Here is a 16,201-nt window from a genome sequence, read left to right as displayed (position 1 = left end):
CTGTTCAGCGCTTGGCCCTTTGATAGGGTTCGCCGGACTCGAACTCAAGCGGGTGTTGCGCCTGCGCGAAGTTGCGCCCGTTCACGTTCCAGACAGTAGGCGCAGATCAGCAAAGGCCCGTTCTGCACCTCGCCACTGCGCACCGCGTCCATCAACGCCGAGAATGGAACCACCATGGAGCGGATGTCCTCGGCCTCCGTGTCCAGCCCGCCAAGCCCCGCCGCATCATCGGGCAGATCGGCCAGCCCGATATAGCAATACAGGTATTCCGTCGCCGCACCCGGCGTCGGGTAATACTGCGCCGCAGGAACCAGCTTGGACAGGGTCAGGCCCGTCTCCTCCTCCGCCTCGCGATGGGCGGCAACCTCGGGGCTTTCGCCGCCGTCGATGCGACCGGCAATGGCCTCCAGACACCACGGGTTCAGATCGCCACGCGCATAGGGCGCGGGGCGGAACTGCTCGATCAGCAGCACCATGTCGCGCACGGGGTCATAGGGCAGCACGACCACGGCGTCGACCATGACGAACACCTCGCGCTGCACCTTGTTCTTGCCGCCGTCGAAGCGCGGATGGGTCAGGTCCAACTCGTCCAGCGCGAAAAAGCGCGAATAAGGGCGCCGCTGCGCATGTTGCACCACGTCGTCACGGGAAAACCCGCGCCGCAGCTTCACCGGAGCCGGATCGTTGCGGGCATTGACCCGCGCCTGCGCACGGGCACGGATCGACGCGAGGCGTGGCACCAGATCAGGCACCGTGACCTTGCCGAACAGTCCCATGATCTCCCGCGCGGCTTCGCGGGTCATTGGCCCCTGCTCATCCTGCCAGCGCCGCAAGTCCCACGGCGGGCCTTGTTCGTATTGATTATCCGTCGGCCTGTAGACCCATGCCCCACGTCCGTCGGCAAGCTCAACCTGCTCCAGCTCGTAGCCATAGGGGGCTTCATAGTAGTCCAGCCGCGCGACCTGTTCCGGCGTGAGGTTTTGCAACAGAAGCCCCTCCGCCTGCGCGTCCTCCTCAGGCCACAGCAGCGGAAAACTCTCGCCGGCAGCGGCGAAAACGCCGTGATCGGGTAAGGCTACGGGTTGCGCATCTGCCACAGCGCCCAGCACAATTTCCAGCAGTTCGGGGTCTTTCAACGTGCCGAACAAAACGATGTCGGACGCAAGTTCAGCGCGGCTCACGGCGTCACTCGAACTTGCGATGCGCCCATTCGGAGGCGAGCCCGCCGATAACGCCACCCCCGACAAGCACCGCCAGCACCATGGGGTTCAGCAACAGCACTCCGTATTCCAGCATAATGGCGAACACATCCACCAGCGCTTCCATCGGGCCGTCATATTGCAGGCGGCGGGATTTCTTGATCATCAATGCCACCGCAAAAACAAAAGTCACGGAAATTATTGATACAGCAACGACATACAAGCCGTTGTTCATGCTGGCGCCATAGCGCTTTCCGACCAGTTTCCCCATAATCCGCCAGCCCACGACCAGCGGAACGCCGACGCAAACCGGCAGCAGCCATTTCAGCGGCTGGCCTTCGGAGAAGGTCGGGCGGATCAATTCGGCGACCAGATACCCCGTCGCCGCGAAGATGACTCCGGCAACAAGTTTCGCTGCGGTCGGCATCTTGGCAGTGGTGGTCATTGTGGAAACTACTCGGTTTTTTTCATTGTGATCTGCGTCACATCGCAGTTTCCACTCCAAAACGTAGCGGCGCAAGAGGTCAGGTAAAAATTCCACATATTGCGGAAACGCTGGTCAAACCCCAACGCCGCGACCTCGTCCCATCGGGCATTGAAGGTGTCGTGCCACAGACGCAGCGTTTTCGAATAGCTTTCCCCGAACTCGACCGAGCGCACGACCTCCAGCCCCGCCCGCTCCACCTGCGCGCGCAGCACGGACGGGCACGGCAGCATGCCGCCCGGAAAGATGTATTTCTGGATGAAGTCCACCTGACGGTTATAGACCTCCCAACGGCGGTCCTCGACGGTGATGATCTGCAAGGTCGCGCATTTGCCGGGCTTCAACCGGTCGCGGATGGTGTCGAAATAGACCGGCCAGTATTTCTCGCCTACCGCTTCGAACATCTCGATGCTGGCGATGCCGTCATACTGCCCGCGCTCGTCGCGGTAGTCCTGCATCTTGATCTCGACCAGATCGCTCAACCCAGCTTTTGCAACCCGTTCCACAGCATAGTCATGCTGTTCCTGACTGATCGTCAGCCCCGTGACCCTGATCCCCTTGCGCGCCGCATGTTCCGCGAACCCGCCCCAGCCGCAGCCGATCTCCAGCACATGGTCGCCCGCCTGTACGCCCATCTGCTCCAGCATGGAGGCGTATTTGGCCTGCTGCGCCTCCTCTAGGCTCTCGTCGCCTTTGAACAGGGCCGAGCTATAGGTCATCGACGGATCAAGCCACAGCGCGTAAAATTCGTTACCCAGATCGTAATGGTAGCTGATGTTCTTACGCGCCTGCTCGCGTGAATTGCGCTGCATCCAGAACCGCATTTTTTCATAGGCCCGCAGCAGCCCGAGGCCGGGGAAGCCGTCATAGACCTCCTCGTTATCGGCGTGCATCAGGTCCATGAAAGCCTGCAAGTCGGGCGTGGTCCACCAGCCGTCCAGATAGGCGTCGCAGAAACCCAGATCACCTTCGCGGATCAAGCGGGCGAACAGGTCGTTGTTGTGAATGTCGATTTCGGCGCAAATGCCCGGCTCGCGGCCCTCGGCGCGGAACATGCGGCCATCGGGCAGCTTCATGTCAAGCCGCCCTGCCCGCATCTTCTGCGCCGTGGCGAACGCCTGTGTGAAATAGCGCGGCAAACCCTGTTGCCCCTGCGTGTGCGTCAGCACCTCTTGTATCAAAGCATCGCCGCTCAGAACATTCATGCCCAGCCTCCCAAACCAAGCGATTTCGTGAATTCTGACAGATAGCCCGAAATTACTCAAGTAAAGCAACGCGGTCGTGATTTGCCATCAAGTCACCCGTCGCGGTTTTTATAGGCGTCGAGCGCCCTCTGCCGCCCTTCGTCCAACGCCACCACGGGTTCGGGATAGTCGTCGGTGATCGCCATGTTCCACGACTTCGGGATTGCTTTGAAATAATCCTCCGCCTCCTCGCCGTGATCCTTGAACACTTCCCCCAGATAGCGCGCACGGTAGGTGCGGTCCTCGTCGAACTTCTCGGCCTGCGTCGCCGGATTGAACACCCGGAAATAGGGGGTCGCGTCCGGGCCGGAGCCCGCCGACCACTGCCATCCCATTGCGTTGGAGGCCGGATCCCAGTCGATCAGGCAATCGTCGAACCACGCCTGCCCCACCTTCCAGTGGGTCATCAGGTGCTTCGTCAGATAGGACGCCACGATCATCCGACCGCGATTGTGCATGTAGCCGGTGACATACATCTCCCGCATGGCGGCATCGACAAGCTGGATGCCCGTACGGCCCTGTTTCCACGCCTTGATCTCGGCGGCGCGTTCGTCGTCCTTCCACGGGAAGGCATCCCATTCCTCGCGCCAGTTTTTGTCCATGATGCGTGGGGTGTGGTAGGCCAGATGGTAGGCAAATTCCCGCCAGACCAGCTCTTTCAGAAACGTCTCCGCCCCCGACTTGCCCTCATGCACCGCGCGCCAGCCTGCGTGCCAGCAACGACGGGGGGAAATTTCGCCATAGGTCAGGTTCTCCGACAGCATGGAGGTGCCGCGCTCCGCCATCTGGTCGCGGGCCTGTTTGTAGTCGTCGATGCGGTCGCGGATGAATGTCGCCAGACGGGTGGAGGCTTCCTGCTCGCCCACCGCCACATGCTTGGCCACGATATCCGCGCCGCGCTGCATCGCCGCGCCCATCTGCCAGTCTGCGATGTCATCAGACGCGGGCCATGATTGTGGCGTGCATAGTTCGCTCACCGCCGAAATATCCGCTGCAAGCTCCCGCCCGCGCACGGATTTCCACATCGGGCTGTAGACCTTGTAGAACCCGCCCGTTTTGGTTTCCACGGTCCACGGCTCGAACAGCACATGGCCTTTGAAACTTTGCGCGTCGATGCCGTCATCTTTCAGGGCTTCCTTGACGCCTTTATCCCGCGCGATGGCGTCAGGGTCATAGGCCCGCGACCACCACACGGCCCCTGCCCCTGTCTCGCTTATCAGGTCGCGCAGAACGTCAAGCGCCTTGCCGCGCCGCAGGACCAGCTTCGAGCCGATGTCCTCCAGCGTCTTCGCAAAATGCTCCACCCCCAGCCCCAGCCGCCATTTCGGCGCGGCGCCGTGAGTCTCGACCACTTCGTCATGGATAAAAACGGGGATCACGGGTCGGCCGGTCTTGGCCGCCGCACTGAGGCCTTCATGGTCGCCCAGCCGCAGGTCGCGGCGGAACCAGAACAGGATCGGTGTATCGCTCATAGCACGTGATCTAGTGCGTCTATCAGACGGTCAACCTCTGCGCGGGAGGTATAATGCACAAAAGACAACCGCAGCACGCCGCGGTCCATGTCAACGCCCATCGCCTCCAGCGCGCGGCCTGCGTAGAAATCGCCACCGCCTGCCATGATACCGTGCGGTGCCAGTTGCGCCGCTGCTTCCTCTGCGTTCGCTTGTAAGGCCAGCGCAACGGTCGGTGCCCGTGAAGCCGCCTTGTCCGGCCCGATCAACCGCACGGAGTTCTTGGCCGACGCGTAGTCCAGCAGCGGTTGCAGCAGCTCGCGCTCGTGCGCCTGCATCAAATCGTGTACCGCCGCTCCTTTGGCCGCAGGGGCAGCATCACCGCCGATATGGTGGTCATACAATGCGTCGATATAATCCGCCATGCCCGCGCTGGCCGCGACCTGCGCGTGGTCCGGCCCCGCAGGGGTGAACCGCTTAAACAGACTGTCACCGTTGAAATGGTGGCCTTGGTTCGGCAGCTGCATCCCCAGATCGCGGCGGATCACCATGATCCCCTGATGCGGCCCGTAGGTCTTGTAGGCCGAGAACAGGTAGATATCCGCCCCCAACTTGCCCACATCCGGCAGCCCGTGCGGCGCGTAGGACACGCCGTCGACACAGGCCACCGCCCCCGCCTGATGCACTTGGGCGCAGATCGCGGCGACGTCGTTGATTTCCCCTACGACGTTGGAGCAATGCGGGAACGCCACCAGCCGCACCTTGTCGTCCAAGAGGTTCGCCAGATCGGCGGGGGCCAGATGGCCCGTCTCGGGGTTGATCTTCCACTCGCGCACCTCGAACCCGCGGTCGGCCAAGCGCCGCCACGGACCGGAATTGGCCTCGTGGTCCTGATTGGTCACGATAATCGCGTCGCCCGGTTGCATCCACTGCGCAAAGGCCTGCGCCAGAACATAAGTGTTCTGCGTGGTGGACGGGCCAAAGGACAGCTCGTCCCCCTCGACGCCAAGGATCGCGGACAGCCGCGCCCGTGCCTCGTCCATCTCTGCGCCGCCAAGGGTCGACGCCTCATAGGGCGCGTAGGGCTGAACCTTGCGCTCGGTGTAGAAGCGGTGCAGCCGGTCAATGACTTGCCGGCAGGTATAGGATCCACCGGCGTTCTCGAAGAACGCCTGACCTTGTAACGAAGGCACCTCGAAGGCGGGGAATTGCGCCCGCACGAAATCCAGATCGAGTTTCGCCATGTGACCCTCCCAAAAACAAAAGCTCCGGCACTGTGGCCGGAGCTTTCAAGGTTTTCAATGGGCTACGTCTAGCGCTCTTCGGTTTGAAGTCCTTTGAAGATCGCCCAGCACATCATCAGCAAAACCACCGTGAACGGCAGTCCCGTCGAAATCACCATGGATTGCAGCGATTTCAATCCGCCGACCGACAACAGCAGCACAATCGCCACCGCGCCCTCGAAGATGCACCAGAACACACGCTGCGGCACCGGCGCGTCGATCTTTCCGCCCGCCGTGATCGTGTCGATCACGAGGCTGCCGGAATCCGACGAGGTGACGAAGAACACAATCACCAGAATGATCCCGATCAACGAAGTAATCTGGGTCAGCGGCAACTCGTCCAGCATCTTGAACAGCTTCAGCTCAAGCGGTGCATCCTGCGCAGCGGTGTAGCCGTCGACCACGACTTGCTGGATGGCAGTGCCACCGAAGACGCTCATCCACAGCACGCAGACGAGGCTCGGGATCAGCAGAACGCAGATCACAAACTCGCGCACGGTGCGGCCACGGCTGACGCGGGCGATGAACATGCCGACGAAAGGCGACCAGCTGATCCACCACGCCCAGTAGAACGAGGTCCAGCCCTGCACGAAGTTGGTGTCCTCACGGCCGATGGGGTTGGCCAGGCCGGGCAGATACTGGACATAGGCCAGAAGGCTGTCGGCAAAGCCCGTCAGGATGGCGACAGTCGGCCCGACGATCAACACGAACAGGAGCAGCAGGAAGGCCAGCCCCATATTGATCTCGGACAGGATCTTCACCCCGCCGTCCAGACCGCGCACAACCGAGATCAGCGCAATCGCGGTAATGACGGAAATCAGGATCACCTGCGTGGTGCCACCGATCGGCACGCCGAACAGCTCGTTCAGCCCCGCATTGGCCTGCGTGGCCCCGAAGCCCAGCGATGTCGCCAGACCGAACAGCGTGGCAAACACCGCCAGCGTGTCGATGATGTGGCCGGTCCAGCCCCAGACGCGATCCCCGAAGATCGGGTAGAACGCGGAGCGGATCGTCAAAGGCAGGCCCTTGTTATAGGTGAACAATGCAAGGCTCAGCGCCACGACCGCGTAAATTGCCCATGGGTGCAGGCCCCAGTGGAAAATCGTCGCCGCCATGCCAAGGCGTATGGCCTCGTCCTGATCGCCGCCAGCACCGCCAAGCGGAGCCCAGTCGGTGCGCGCGCCACCCTCGGAGACCACGCCGCCAAACGAGCTGGAGAAGTGGCTCATCGGCTCCGAAACGCCGTAGAACATCAGCCCGATGCCCATACCGGCGGCAAACAGCATCGCGAACCACCCGACATAGGAATAATCCGGCACTGCCTCCTTGCCGCCCAGTCGCACATTGCCCAAGGGCAGCACGATCAGCAGCAGACAGAACAGCACAAAGATGTTTGCCGCGCCGATGAAGAACCAGTCAAAGCCCTTCGTCACCGCCCCGAAGAGCCATGTGAAGACGGCCCCCGATTGCTCCGGCAAGGCCAGCGTGTAGAACACGAATGCCACGATGGCGACGCCTGATATGGCGAATACCGGGTTGTGGATGTCGAACCCGAACGGCCCGACGGAGCCTTCCACGTTGTCCTGCCCGATCTCGTAATCCGTATCTATCAGATCCGACTCCCCGTCCGGCGGACGGATTCCTTCAAATTCCGTTTCATCGACCATGTAATGGTCTCCCTGTTTTTTCTTTTGTTATCAGCGCACCAAGAAGACGGACGCCTTCGCATGCTGGGCCAGATGGCCCCCGTGCGATGACCAAATGTACTCCCCGAAGCCCGGTGTGTGTGTGGCCATAACGACCAAATCGGAGCCTGTATCGTCAACGGCCCGCAGCAAGGTCTTGTCCAGATCGACCGCCGGATCGTGGCTGGTCATCGCATGGGACGACGCCGGAACGCCGTGCGCCTTGCCCTGTTCCTGCGCGAATGTGTCGAGCTTTTGCGCATATTCCTTCGGGTTGTGCGCCACCTTGCCAGGTACGCTGGACGTTACGCCAACGAAGCACAGCTCTGCCTTGTGGGTCTTGGCAAGTTCCGCTGCGCATTGCAGGGATTTGCCCATCTTATCGCTATGGGCCAGGTCGATCGGTACCATAATTTTGTGAAACATCGGTCCCTCCTGATTTCGAAAACCGCCACTTGGGACAGACCCAAGCTGTTGAATCTCCGTATGCTTTTAGAGGCGGCGGGCCGATTGCCCGACCGCCTCTTCGCAAAACCGTAACAGGAGGGCGGGTTGCAGCGCAACCGGATCGCCCGACAGGATTTGTCAGGCGTTCACGTCGACGACGACGCGGCCTTTGACCTGACCTTTCAGGATATCCTTGCCCAGCTTGGGCAGATCCGCCAGCGTCGCGGGCTGAACCATGGCGTCGAGCTTGTCCATCGGCAGGTCTTTCGCAATCCGCTTCCAGGCCCGCAGGCGGTTGTCGTAAGGCTGCATCACACTGTCGATGCCCAGCAGGTTCACGCCGCGCAACAGGAACGGGATCACCGTGGCAGGCAAGGCCGCGCCGCCTGCCAGCCCCNCCTTTGACCTGACCTTTCAGGATATCCTTGCCCAGCTTGGGCAGATCCGCCAGCGTCGCGGGCTGAACCATGGCGTCGAGCTTGTCCATCGGCAGGTCTTTCGCAATCCGCTTCCAGGCCCGCAGGCGGTTGTCGTAAGGCTGCATCACACTGTCGATGCCCAGCAGGTTCACGCCGCGCAACAGGAACGGGATCACCGTGGCAGGCAAGGCCGCGCCGCCTGCCAGCCCCACGGCGGAGACCGACGCGCCGTATTTCATCTGCCCCAGCAGGCGGGCCAGCATCACGCCGCCCACCGCGTCGACGCAGCCGCCCCATGTCTCGGCCTCCAACGGGCGTTTGGTCGTCTCGTTCAACTCCTCGCGGGGCACGATCCGGGTCGCACCCAGACTTTTGAGGTAGTCAGCCGTCTCGGGCCGCCCCGTCACTGCCGCAACCTCATGGCCCAGATTAGCCAGAATGGCCGTCGCCACCGAGCCAACACCGCCTGCGGCCCCCGTAACCAGCACAGGGCCGTCCTTGATGCCGTGATCCTCCAGCGCCATCACCGCCAGCATCGCGGTGAAGCCCGCCGTGCCCACCGCCATCGCCTGCCGTGTGTCCAAGCCATCAGGCAGCGGCACCAGCCAGTCGGCCTTCACGCGGGCCTTCTGGGAGTAGCCGCCCCAATGCGCCTCGCCCACGCGCCAGCCGGTCAGCACCACCTTGTCGCCGGGCTTGTAGCGGTCGTCATCCGACGCCTCGACGGTGCCCGCGAAGTCGATGCCGGGAATATGCGGGTAGTTCCGCACCAAGCCGCCACCGGGCCCGATGCACAGCCCGTCCTTGTAGTTCACGGTGGAGTATTCCACCGCGACCGTCACCTCACCCTCCGGCAGGCGATCCAAGGAAATGCTTTGGACAGAGGTACTTGTCTTGCCCTCTTCATCCTTTTCGACGATCAGTGCGTTAAACATGGGCTCTCTCCTCTAAATCCAGAATTCTTCATAGACCGTCGCCATGCGCGGCCCGTCTTGCGTTTCCACCTGCACCTGCGTGCCATCGTCCCAGTGGGTCATCCGCACCATGCCGATGGCGACATTGGTGCCGAAATCGGGGCTCTTCGCCGCCGAAGTGACCTGCCCGATCACCTTGTCCTTGGCGGTGATTTTCCACAGCCGGTCGCAGGGCGGTATGTCTCCCTCAATGCTGAGCGCGCGGATTTGTTTCACGGGGCCTTCCTTGGCCACCCGCAGCAGCGCATCGCGCCCCACGCAACCGATGGCGGTTTGCGTCGAGCAGAACCGACCCAGCCCGCATTCATGCGGGGTGTTGTCGCGGGTCATATCGTTGCCATAGGACAGCATCCCGCCCTCGATCCGCTCGATCAGGTTGGGGCAGCCTGCATGGACGTCCAGATCACGGCCCGCCTCCATCAACGCATTCCACAGCGGCATGCCTTTCTCGGTCCCTTCGACATAAATCTCGAAGCCGCCTTGCTTGGAATAGCCGGACCGCGCCACCAGCATCATGTGACCCTGAAAGTCGAAATAGCCGTAGCGGAAGAAGCGGAGGTCTTTCACCCCGTCGCCGAACACCCGCGCGGCCAATGCGTCCGCCTGAGGCCCCTGAATGGCCAAGGGGGAGACGTCCGGCTCGTCCACGATCACATCCAGATGAAGTGCGTAGGCCAACCCTTTGACCCACAACAACATATCACTATCCGCGATGGACACCCAATAGCGATCATCCGACAGCTTGAGCGCCACCGGATCGTTCAGCATGCCGCCGGTTTCATCCACCGTCGGCACGTAGTAGCACATCCCCGGCAGCATCCCCCGCAGGTCGCGCGGGGTGAGCATTTGCATCAACCGTCCCGCGTCGGGGCCACGCAGTTCCACCTGACGCTCGCAGGCGACATCCCAGACCTGCACGGCGGATTTCAGGTGGTGGTAATCCCCCTCGACCGAGCGGAACACCGTCGGCAACAGCATATGGTTATAGACGGTGTATCCCTTGACGCCTGCCGCCTCGACCCCGTCCGAGAACGGCGTCCGGCGTACGCGGCGCGATGGTGCGATCGTGGCCATGTGCTACAGACCCCCTCTGAGGTTGCGTTTGCAGTCGACCGGCCCCTTGGCCGAGCGGCTATAGGCCGACACCCCGCAGGTATCGCAGCGAAATTCGTTCAAAGCGCCCTTGCCGTTGCCCGTGGGCTGCCACTTGCACGGCTTGCGCCGGAACAGCAGCTTGTCGAGCCGGTAGGACACCTCGTCCCCCGCCCGCTTGCGACCCCAGCTCCACCAGATGAAACCGGCGATAGCCAGCAGGGCGACCAGCACGACAGGCATCAGGCGTCATCCGGCATGAACACCAGATCCGTGTCGCCGGGGTTATGGCCCGCCGCCGTCAGCATCGCATGGATTTGGCCGCGATGGTGGGTCTGGTGGTTGAAGAAATGCGTGATGCAAACCGCCTTCGGCTCGCTCATCTGTCGCCCCGCAGCACCGGAATACCATGTCAGCGGGCCGTAGAGGCCGATCTGTTTCAGCCCCGCCGCCCATCGGGTGATCTGCGCGTCGGTGCGCATCCGGTCGCCAAGGTAGAGTTGCAGGTTGTCATGCAAGGTCGTGCTGTCCGCAATGCCCCCTTTCGGGGCCAACCTGCCGTCGAACCGCGACATCCACAGCCGGTCGGCCCACAGCAAATGGTTCGCCGTCCCGAAGATCGAGCCGAAAAACGCCTTGCGGTCCTTCGTCAGCTCGGCGGTTTTGAGCGACTTCATCGCCTCCATCAGCCCGCGGTTCTGCCACGCGTTGTAGCGGGCCATCATGCGGCAATACTCGACGGTAATCATTTTGGCGCAGGTCCTCCCCAGTCGATCTGGCAGATCTCGGCAGAGCGTCCGTCGAAGTCCCAGACCCGCCCGAACGCCCGCACCTTGCCCTTGTTGGCGGTGGCCACGGTGATATCCGGCCCCATCCAGTATTCGGTGTTGGTGATCACCATGTCCTTGCCGTCCTTGCCCGAGACCGGCACGACCTCGCCCTGTATCTTCTTGCCGACCATCAGGCGGCGGACATTGCCTTCATTGGTGAACGACACCGGCGCGCGCTCCGCGCCCAGATATTCGCCCACCAGCATCCGGAACAGGCCGGTGGTGCCTTTGGCGGCGCCGGACAGGATCGCCTCCAGCCCTGCATAGGCCGCGTCGCTGGCCTGATCGTCGATGAACGCCGCCGCCTTCCAGTTGCCGCGCCCCATATTGCCGGGAATGTCCATCAACATGCCGACGGCCATGCCGGACAGGTCTTCGTCGCCGTAATGGCCCTCGTCAATGCGGATGCCCAGCCAGGCCTGACAGTAGCCCTCAGTCGGGGGATGCTTGCCCAGCGACACCACGCAGGGGCAAAACACGGTGCAGTTGCAGTTCAGAATAAGCTCGCCCTTGATGTTCCACGGAACAGTTCCAAGCTCTTGTGTGTCCAACGCCATAGTGGTGTCCTTTCCCTTAAATTGCGCTCACGAGGGTGCCTGCCGCCGACAGCAGCAAGATCACCCCCAAAGGTTTCGTTATATATCGCCCCAGATCAGGCAGCTTTTCCAGCACCATGATCGCGGTGGCGAGGCCCATGAAGGCAAGGCTCATCACGCCGCCGACGAAAGCCAGAAGCATCAAGGCCCAGCAGCAGCCCAGGCAGACCAAGCCAAGGCGCACGCCGTTGCGCCACGGGCCTTCGTCGAAATGCTGCATGAAGAATGTCATCGGCTGGCGGCACTTGCTCAGGCAGGCCTCTTTCAGGGGCGAGAACTGGTAGAGCCCCGCCAGCGCCAGAAGCGCCACAGACAGCCACACCGACAGGCTATCCCCGAACGCGCCGATCAGGCCCGCTTGGAACAAAGCCATCTGCAAGCCTGCGGCCAGCGCCGAAAAGCCGAACCAAACGCCCAGATAACCCCCGACCAAAGCGCCGAAATTCGCGCGGTCGCTGACATGGGACAGGTCGTCATAGGTGGCCAAAGCGGGCAGAACCGTGGGGGCCATCATCGCCGCCGACATCAGCGACCACATCAGCACCATACGCAAATACCCGGCGGCATCGGGGGTGATGGTGCACAGCGCAACCCAGAAGTCGCGGCCATAGACTTGCTCAAGCAGCCGCAGCTCCGGCGGGACCGACATGGCATAGAGCGCACCCCATGACAGCACGATCAGCCCGAACAGCGCCAGCCAATGCGCCCCCGTCATCGCCCTGATCCGATCCGCCCACATCCGCGTTGCGCCCCTGCTTCCAACTGTTAGGGTAGGTTGTCAGAGTTTTATATGTCTGACAATTGATATTCCGAACGGGGCCGATGAAAAATTCCGCAAACAAGCCTGCCGATCTGTCGGCCCAGATCGCCGCCTCCATCCGCGACGCCATCATCGCGGGGGAGTTGATCGTGGACGCACGCCTGCCCTCGGAGGCCGAGCTGGCAGAGCAATTCAACGTCTCCCGCCCCACCGTGCGCGAGGCGCTGAAACGGCTGGCCGCCCAAGCCCTGATCCGCACGCAGCGCGGGGCGACGGGCGGGGCGTTCGTCAACCACCTCACCTACCCCGATGCCTACGCCCAGCAGATCACCACATCCACGCTGCTGTTGTCGATGAACGAGGTCTCTATCGTCACCGCCTGCGAAGCCCGCTTCGCGCTGGAGCGCGCCTGCACCCAGCTTTCCGCGCAGCGCCGCAGCCCCGACCATCTGGCAACCATGCGGGCGGAAATCTTCCGCCAGTCCCAACCCGGCCTCAGCGACGAAGCGTTCTGCGCCTCCGACATCGCGTTCCACCGCGCGCTGGTCGACGGGGCGCAAAATCCGGTGATGTCCTACCAGTTGGCGGGCGCAGTCGAGGCGATGCAGCCGCTGATGAACATGATCACCTTCACCGCCCGATCCCGCGAGCGGATCGTGGCGCTGCACAGCCAGATCGCCGACGCGCTGGAGGCCCGTGACGCGACGCAGGCCGACGCCGCGCTCAGCACGCTGGAGGCTTACACGATGTCGCTGGCCGATGACGTCATGGCCAGCCGCTAGGCCACTGTTTTTTCGGCTTGCCGAGGGTCTAAGCCTCGCCTACGCTCCGCTCCCAATATCGCTTATTTTCAATCGGGAGACTGCCCTAATGACACGCCTCACCAAACTGCTCGGCACCAGTGCCGCCGCTCTGACCGCGACCGCCGCGCTGGCCGCCGATCCGGAGCTTCTGGTCTTCGATTATTCGGGCTTCGAAAACCCCGATTTCCACATCCCCTACTCCGCCGCGCATGGCGACTCCCCCACTTTCGCGTTCTTCGGTGACGAGGAAGAGGCGTTCCAGAAGATCGTCTCCGGCTTTCAGACCGACGTGACGCATGTATGCTCCGGCTCCGTGAACAAGTGGATCGAGGCTGGCATCGTCGAGCCTTGGGACGTCAGCAAGATCCCCGCCATCACCGATATCGACGCGACCCTGATGGGCCAGGAGGTCACCGAAACCTCCGAGGTCTATTTCGTCCCCACCGATTTCGGCACCACGGCGATTGCCTACAACCCCGATGAAATCTCTGCCGAGACCGTGTCCACCCTCGACGTGTTCCTGTCGCCGGAATATGCCGGTCGCCTGTCGATCCCCGATAACGTGGACGACGCCTACGCGCTTGCTTATCTCGCCACCGGCACGTCGGACTGGACCAACGCCAGTGACGAGCAATTCGAGGCCGCCTCCGACTGGCTGCGTCAGGCGCATGGCAACCTGCGCACCTACTGGACCGACCCCGCGGAACTGTCGCAGCTGATGGCGTCTGGCGAGGTGCTGATCTCGTGGGCATGGAACGAAACCTATCCCACCATGAAGGAGGAAGGCCGTCCCATCGCGTTCGAGCGTTCCCCGAAGGAGGGCAGCTCGGTCTGGCTGTGCGGCTACGTCAACATGAAGGACGCGCAGGGCTCCGAAGACAAGGCATATGACTACATCAACGCGATTCTGGCGCCCGAAACCACCGAGGCCCTGCTGTCGCAAGGCTTCGGCCACGCCAATGCCGCCGCACTGGCGTCGATCAGTGCCGAGGAGTTGGACGCCGCCGGTCTGGGCGAGGCCTCCGGCCCGCTGCTGGCACAATTGCCCATGTCGCGCGAGTTGCGTGACAAGCAATCCGAAGCCTTCGAGCGCATTCAGGCCGGATTCTAAAAAAACAAGGCAGCCACCGGACAAGGTGGCTGCCGCACATTCCCTCAGCTTTCTTCACCGACCGAGCCGCACGACGCGAGAATATGTCTCACCTTTTGCCATTGCGCATAGGGGACAAAACTGGCGTGGTGACGTTGAATAAATACATTGAAAGAATCTGCCCGTGAACGCCATCGACGAAAAGCTCCAGCCCATTCTCAGCACCGTTTTGCACCGCAACGCAGGCGAGCCGGAATTCCACCAGGCCGCGCGGGAGGTGCTGGAAAGTCTGGGTCGTGTGATCACGCGAAATCCGGAATATTCCGACGAAGCCTTGATCGAACGCATCTGCGAGCCGGAACGCCAGATCATTTTCCGCGTGCCGTGGATCGACGACAAGGATCAGGTGCAGATCAATCGCGGCTTCCGGGTCCAGTTCAACTCGGCCCTTGGCCCCTACAAGGGCGGCATCCGCTTCCACCCTTCGGTGAATGTCGGGATCATCAAGTTCCTGGGTTTTGAACAGACGTTCAAAAACGCCCTGACCGGCATGCCCATCGGCGGCGGCAAGGGTGGCTCCGACTTTGATCCCAAAGGAAAGTCGGACCGCGAAATCATGCGCTTCTGCCAGTCCTTCATGATCGAGCTGCACCGCCATATCGGCGAATATGTCGATGTGCCCGCAGGTGACATCGGCGTGGGTGCACGCGAAATCGGGTATATGTTCGGGATGTATAAGCGCCTCAACAACCGGTTCGAGGCGGGGGTTCTGACCGGCAAAGGTCTGGCCTATGGCGGCTCCCGCGCCCGCAAGGAAGCGACGGGTTTCGGCACCGCGTTTTTCGTGCGCTCCATGCTGGCCCAGCAGGGCAAGGATATGGAGGGGATGCGCTGCATCGTCTCCGGCTCCGGCAACGTGGCGATCTACGCCATGGAGAAGGTCCTGTCCTTCGGCGGCAAAATCGTCGCCTGCTCTGATTCCGCCGGTTATGTCGTGGATGAAGACGGCATCGATCTGGACCTTGTAAAGCAGATCAAGGAGGGCAAGCGCGGCCGCATTTCCGAATATGTGGAGTTGCGGGGCGGCAAGGCCCACTACGTCGCGGGCGGGCAAATCTGGGACGTGCCGTGCGACATCGCCCTGCCTTGCGCGACCCAGAACGAATTGAACGGCAGCGACGCCAAGACGCTGGTCGAGAACGGCGTGATCGCCGTCGCCGAAGGCGCCAACATGCCCTGCACACCCGAGGCCGTGCACTTGTTCCAGCAAGCAAAGGTTCTGTTCGCGCCGGGCAAGGCCGCAAATGCCGGTGGCGTCGCCACCTCCGCCCTTGAGATGCAGCAAAACGCCAGCCGCGACAGCTGGACCTTCGCCAAGACGGAAAGCAAGCTCGAAGAGATCATGACCAACATTCACGCGGCCTGCCACGAGACGGCCGACGAATACGGCGCGCCCGGGGACTATGTCCTTGGTGCCAACATTGCAGGCTTCGTGCGGGTGGCGGACGCGATGCGGGCGATGGGCGTGATCTAGCCCCCCAGCGTGTCGCTTTCGCGCTGGATCGACCACTCGATCAGCTCGGTCCAGAGGGTTTCGGCAAGCTGGGGGTCGAGGCCGCTTTCGGCGGCGCGTTTGCTCACATTGGCCAACACCTCATTGACCCGCGCGGGAATACGCGCGGGCAGCCCTTCCGTCGGCTTCAAATCGACCGCGCGGTCGATATAGCCCGCGCGCCTCGCCAGCAAGTCCACAAGCGCCATGTCGATCGCGTCGATCTCCAAACGCAGCTCCGCCATCGAGTTGCAGTCCTGCGCCGGTTTGTAGCTGGTCATTCTGGGCCTCT

General features: G+C 62.3%; 16 protein-coding genes and 2 pseudogenes. 3 read left to right on the top strand and 15 right to left on the bottom strand.

What is annotated here, in order from left to right:
- Positions 1–44: 44 nt before the first annotated feature.
- From THALAR_RS03755 to THALAR_RS03695, 14 genes and pseudogenes are all read right to left on the bottom strand, one after another.
- Positions 45–1,181, bottom strand: coding sequence for an NUDIX domain-containing protein (locus THALAR_RS03755; protein WP_021100154.1), 1,137 nt, complete (start codon positions 1,179–1,181; stop codon positions 45–47).
- Between the two features lie 4 nt (positions 1,182–1,185).
- Positions 1,186–1,644, bottom strand: coding sequence for a TrgA family protein (locus THALAR_RS03750; RefSeq protein ID WP_021100153.1), 459 nt, complete (start codon positions 1,642–1,644; stop codon positions 1,186–1,188).
- Between the two features lie 8 nt (positions 1,645–1,652).
- Positions 1,653–2,888, bottom strand: coding sequence for an SAM-dependent methyltransferase (locus tag THALAR_RS03745; protein ID WP_021100152.1), 1,236 nt, complete (start codon positions 2,886–2,888; stop codon positions 1,653–1,655).
- A 92-nt stretch (positions 2,889–2,980) separates the two neighbouring features.
- Positions 2,981–4,399, bottom strand: coding sequence for a cryptochrome/photolyase family protein (locus THALAR_RS03740; protein WP_021100151.1), 1,419 nt, complete (start codon positions 4,397–4,399; stop codon positions 2,981–2,983).
- Positions 4,396–5,622, bottom strand: coding sequence for an aminotransferase class V-fold PLP-dependent enzyme (locus tag THALAR_RS03735; RefSeq protein WP_021100150.1), 1,227 nt, complete (start codon positions 5,620–5,622; stop codon positions 4,396–4,398). The genes THALAR_RS03740 and THALAR_RS03735 overlap by 4 nt, the downstream gene beginning before the upstream one ends.
- 68 nt (positions 5,623–5,690) lie before the next feature.
- On the bottom strand, positions 5,691–7,328 hold the full coding sequence (locus THALAR_RS03730; protein ID WP_021100149.1) for a BCCT family transporter: 1,638 nt from the start codon (positions 7,326–7,328) through the stop codon (positions 5,691–5,693).
- Positions 7,329–7,358: 30 nt separating this feature from the next.
- The gene (locus tag THALAR_RS03725) at positions 7,359–7,757 is read right to left on the bottom strand and encodes a universal stress protein (RefSeq protein WP_245622341.1); all 399 of its coding nucleotides are present in this window, start codon (positions 7,755–7,757) and stop codon (positions 7,359–7,361) included.
- Positions 7,758–7,931: 174 nt separating this feature from the next.
- Positions 7,932–8,189, bottom strand: a pseudogene (gene acuI, locus THALAR_RS18770) (acryloyl-CoA reductase); the annotation flags it as partial.
- Between the two features lie 4 nt (positions 8,190–8,193).
- Positions 8,194–9,147: pseudogene (locus tag THALAR_RS03720) on the bottom strand (MDR family oxidoreductase); the annotation flags it as partial.
- 12 nt (positions 9,148–9,159) lie between these two features.
- Entirely contained in the window at positions 9,160–10,260 is a 1,101-nt protein-coding gene (locus tag THALAR_RS03715; RefSeq protein WP_021100146.1) for a dimethylsulfoniopropionate demethylase, read from the bottom strand.
- A 3-nt stretch (positions 10,261–10,263) separates the two neighbouring features.
- Complete coding sequence (locus tag THALAR_RS03710; RefSeq protein WP_021100145.1) at positions 10,264–10,521, bottom strand: hypothetical protein; 258 nt, start codon at positions 10,519–10,521, stop codon at positions 10,264–10,266.
- Positions 10,521–11,027 carry a DinB family protein gene (locus THALAR_RS03705; RefSeq protein WP_021100144.1) on the bottom strand — a complete coding sequence of 169 codons (507 nt, stop codon included), beginning with the start codon at positions 11,025–11,027 and terminating at the stop codon, positions 10,521–10,523. The genes THALAR_RS03710 and THALAR_RS03705 overlap by 1 nt, the downstream gene beginning before the upstream one ends.
- Positions 11,024–11,665: a DUF1326 domain-containing protein gene (locus THALAR_RS03700; RefSeq protein WP_021100143.1), complete on the bottom strand. Its 642-nt coding sequence runs from the start codon at positions 11,663–11,665 to the stop codon at positions 11,024–11,026. Before THALAR_RS03700 ends, THALAR_RS03705 begins: the two co-directional genes overlap by 4 nt.
- A gap of 16 nt (positions 11,666–11,681) precedes the next feature.
- A complete protein-coding gene (locus tag THALAR_RS03695; protein ID WP_040817641.1) occupies positions 11,682–12,419 on the bottom strand; it encodes a DUF2182 domain-containing protein in 738 nt (245 codons plus the stop codon).
- A 107-nt stretch (positions 12,420–12,526) separates the two neighbouring features.
- Between THALAR_RS03695 and THALAR_RS03690 the strand changes: the two genes are divergently transcribed.
- From THALAR_RS03690 to gdhA, 3 genes are all read left to right on the top strand, one after another.
- Entirely contained in the window at positions 12,527–13,246 is a 720-nt protein-coding gene (locus tag THALAR_RS03690; RefSeq protein WP_021100141.1) for a FadR/GntR family transcriptional regulator, read from the top strand.
- Between the two features lie 88 nt (positions 13,247–13,334).
- Entirely contained in the window at positions 13,335–14,378 is a 1,044-nt protein-coding gene (locus tag THALAR_RS03685) for an extracellular solute-binding protein (RefSeq protein ID WP_021100140.1), read from the top strand.
- Positions 14,379–14,541: 163 nt separating this feature from the next.
- Complete coding sequence (gene gdhA, locus THALAR_RS03680; protein ID WP_021100139.1) at positions 14,542–15,891, top strand: NADP-specific glutamate dehydrogenase; 1,350 nt, start codon at positions 14,542–14,544, stop codon at positions 15,889–15,891.
- On the opposite strand, the gene THALAR_RS03675 is transcribed toward gdhA, so the two are convergent.
- On the bottom strand, positions 15,888–16,190 hold the full coding sequence (locus THALAR_RS03675) for a chorismate mutase (protein WP_021100138.1): 303 nt from the start codon (positions 16,188–16,190) through the stop codon (positions 15,888–15,890). The genes gdhA and THALAR_RS03675 overlap by 4 nt on opposite strands.
- Positions 16,191–16,201: the final 11 nt, after the last annotated feature.

This window comes from Litoreibacter arenae DSM 19593 (assembly GCF_000442275.2).
In the GTDB taxonomy this organism is placed as follows: Bacteria; Pseudomonadota; Alphaproteobacteria; order Rhodobacterales; family Rhodobacteraceae; genus Litoreibacter; species Litoreibacter arenae.
The sequence above is the reverse complement of the archived record's forward strand: the minus strand, read 5'-3'. Positions and strand labels throughout refer to the sequence as shown.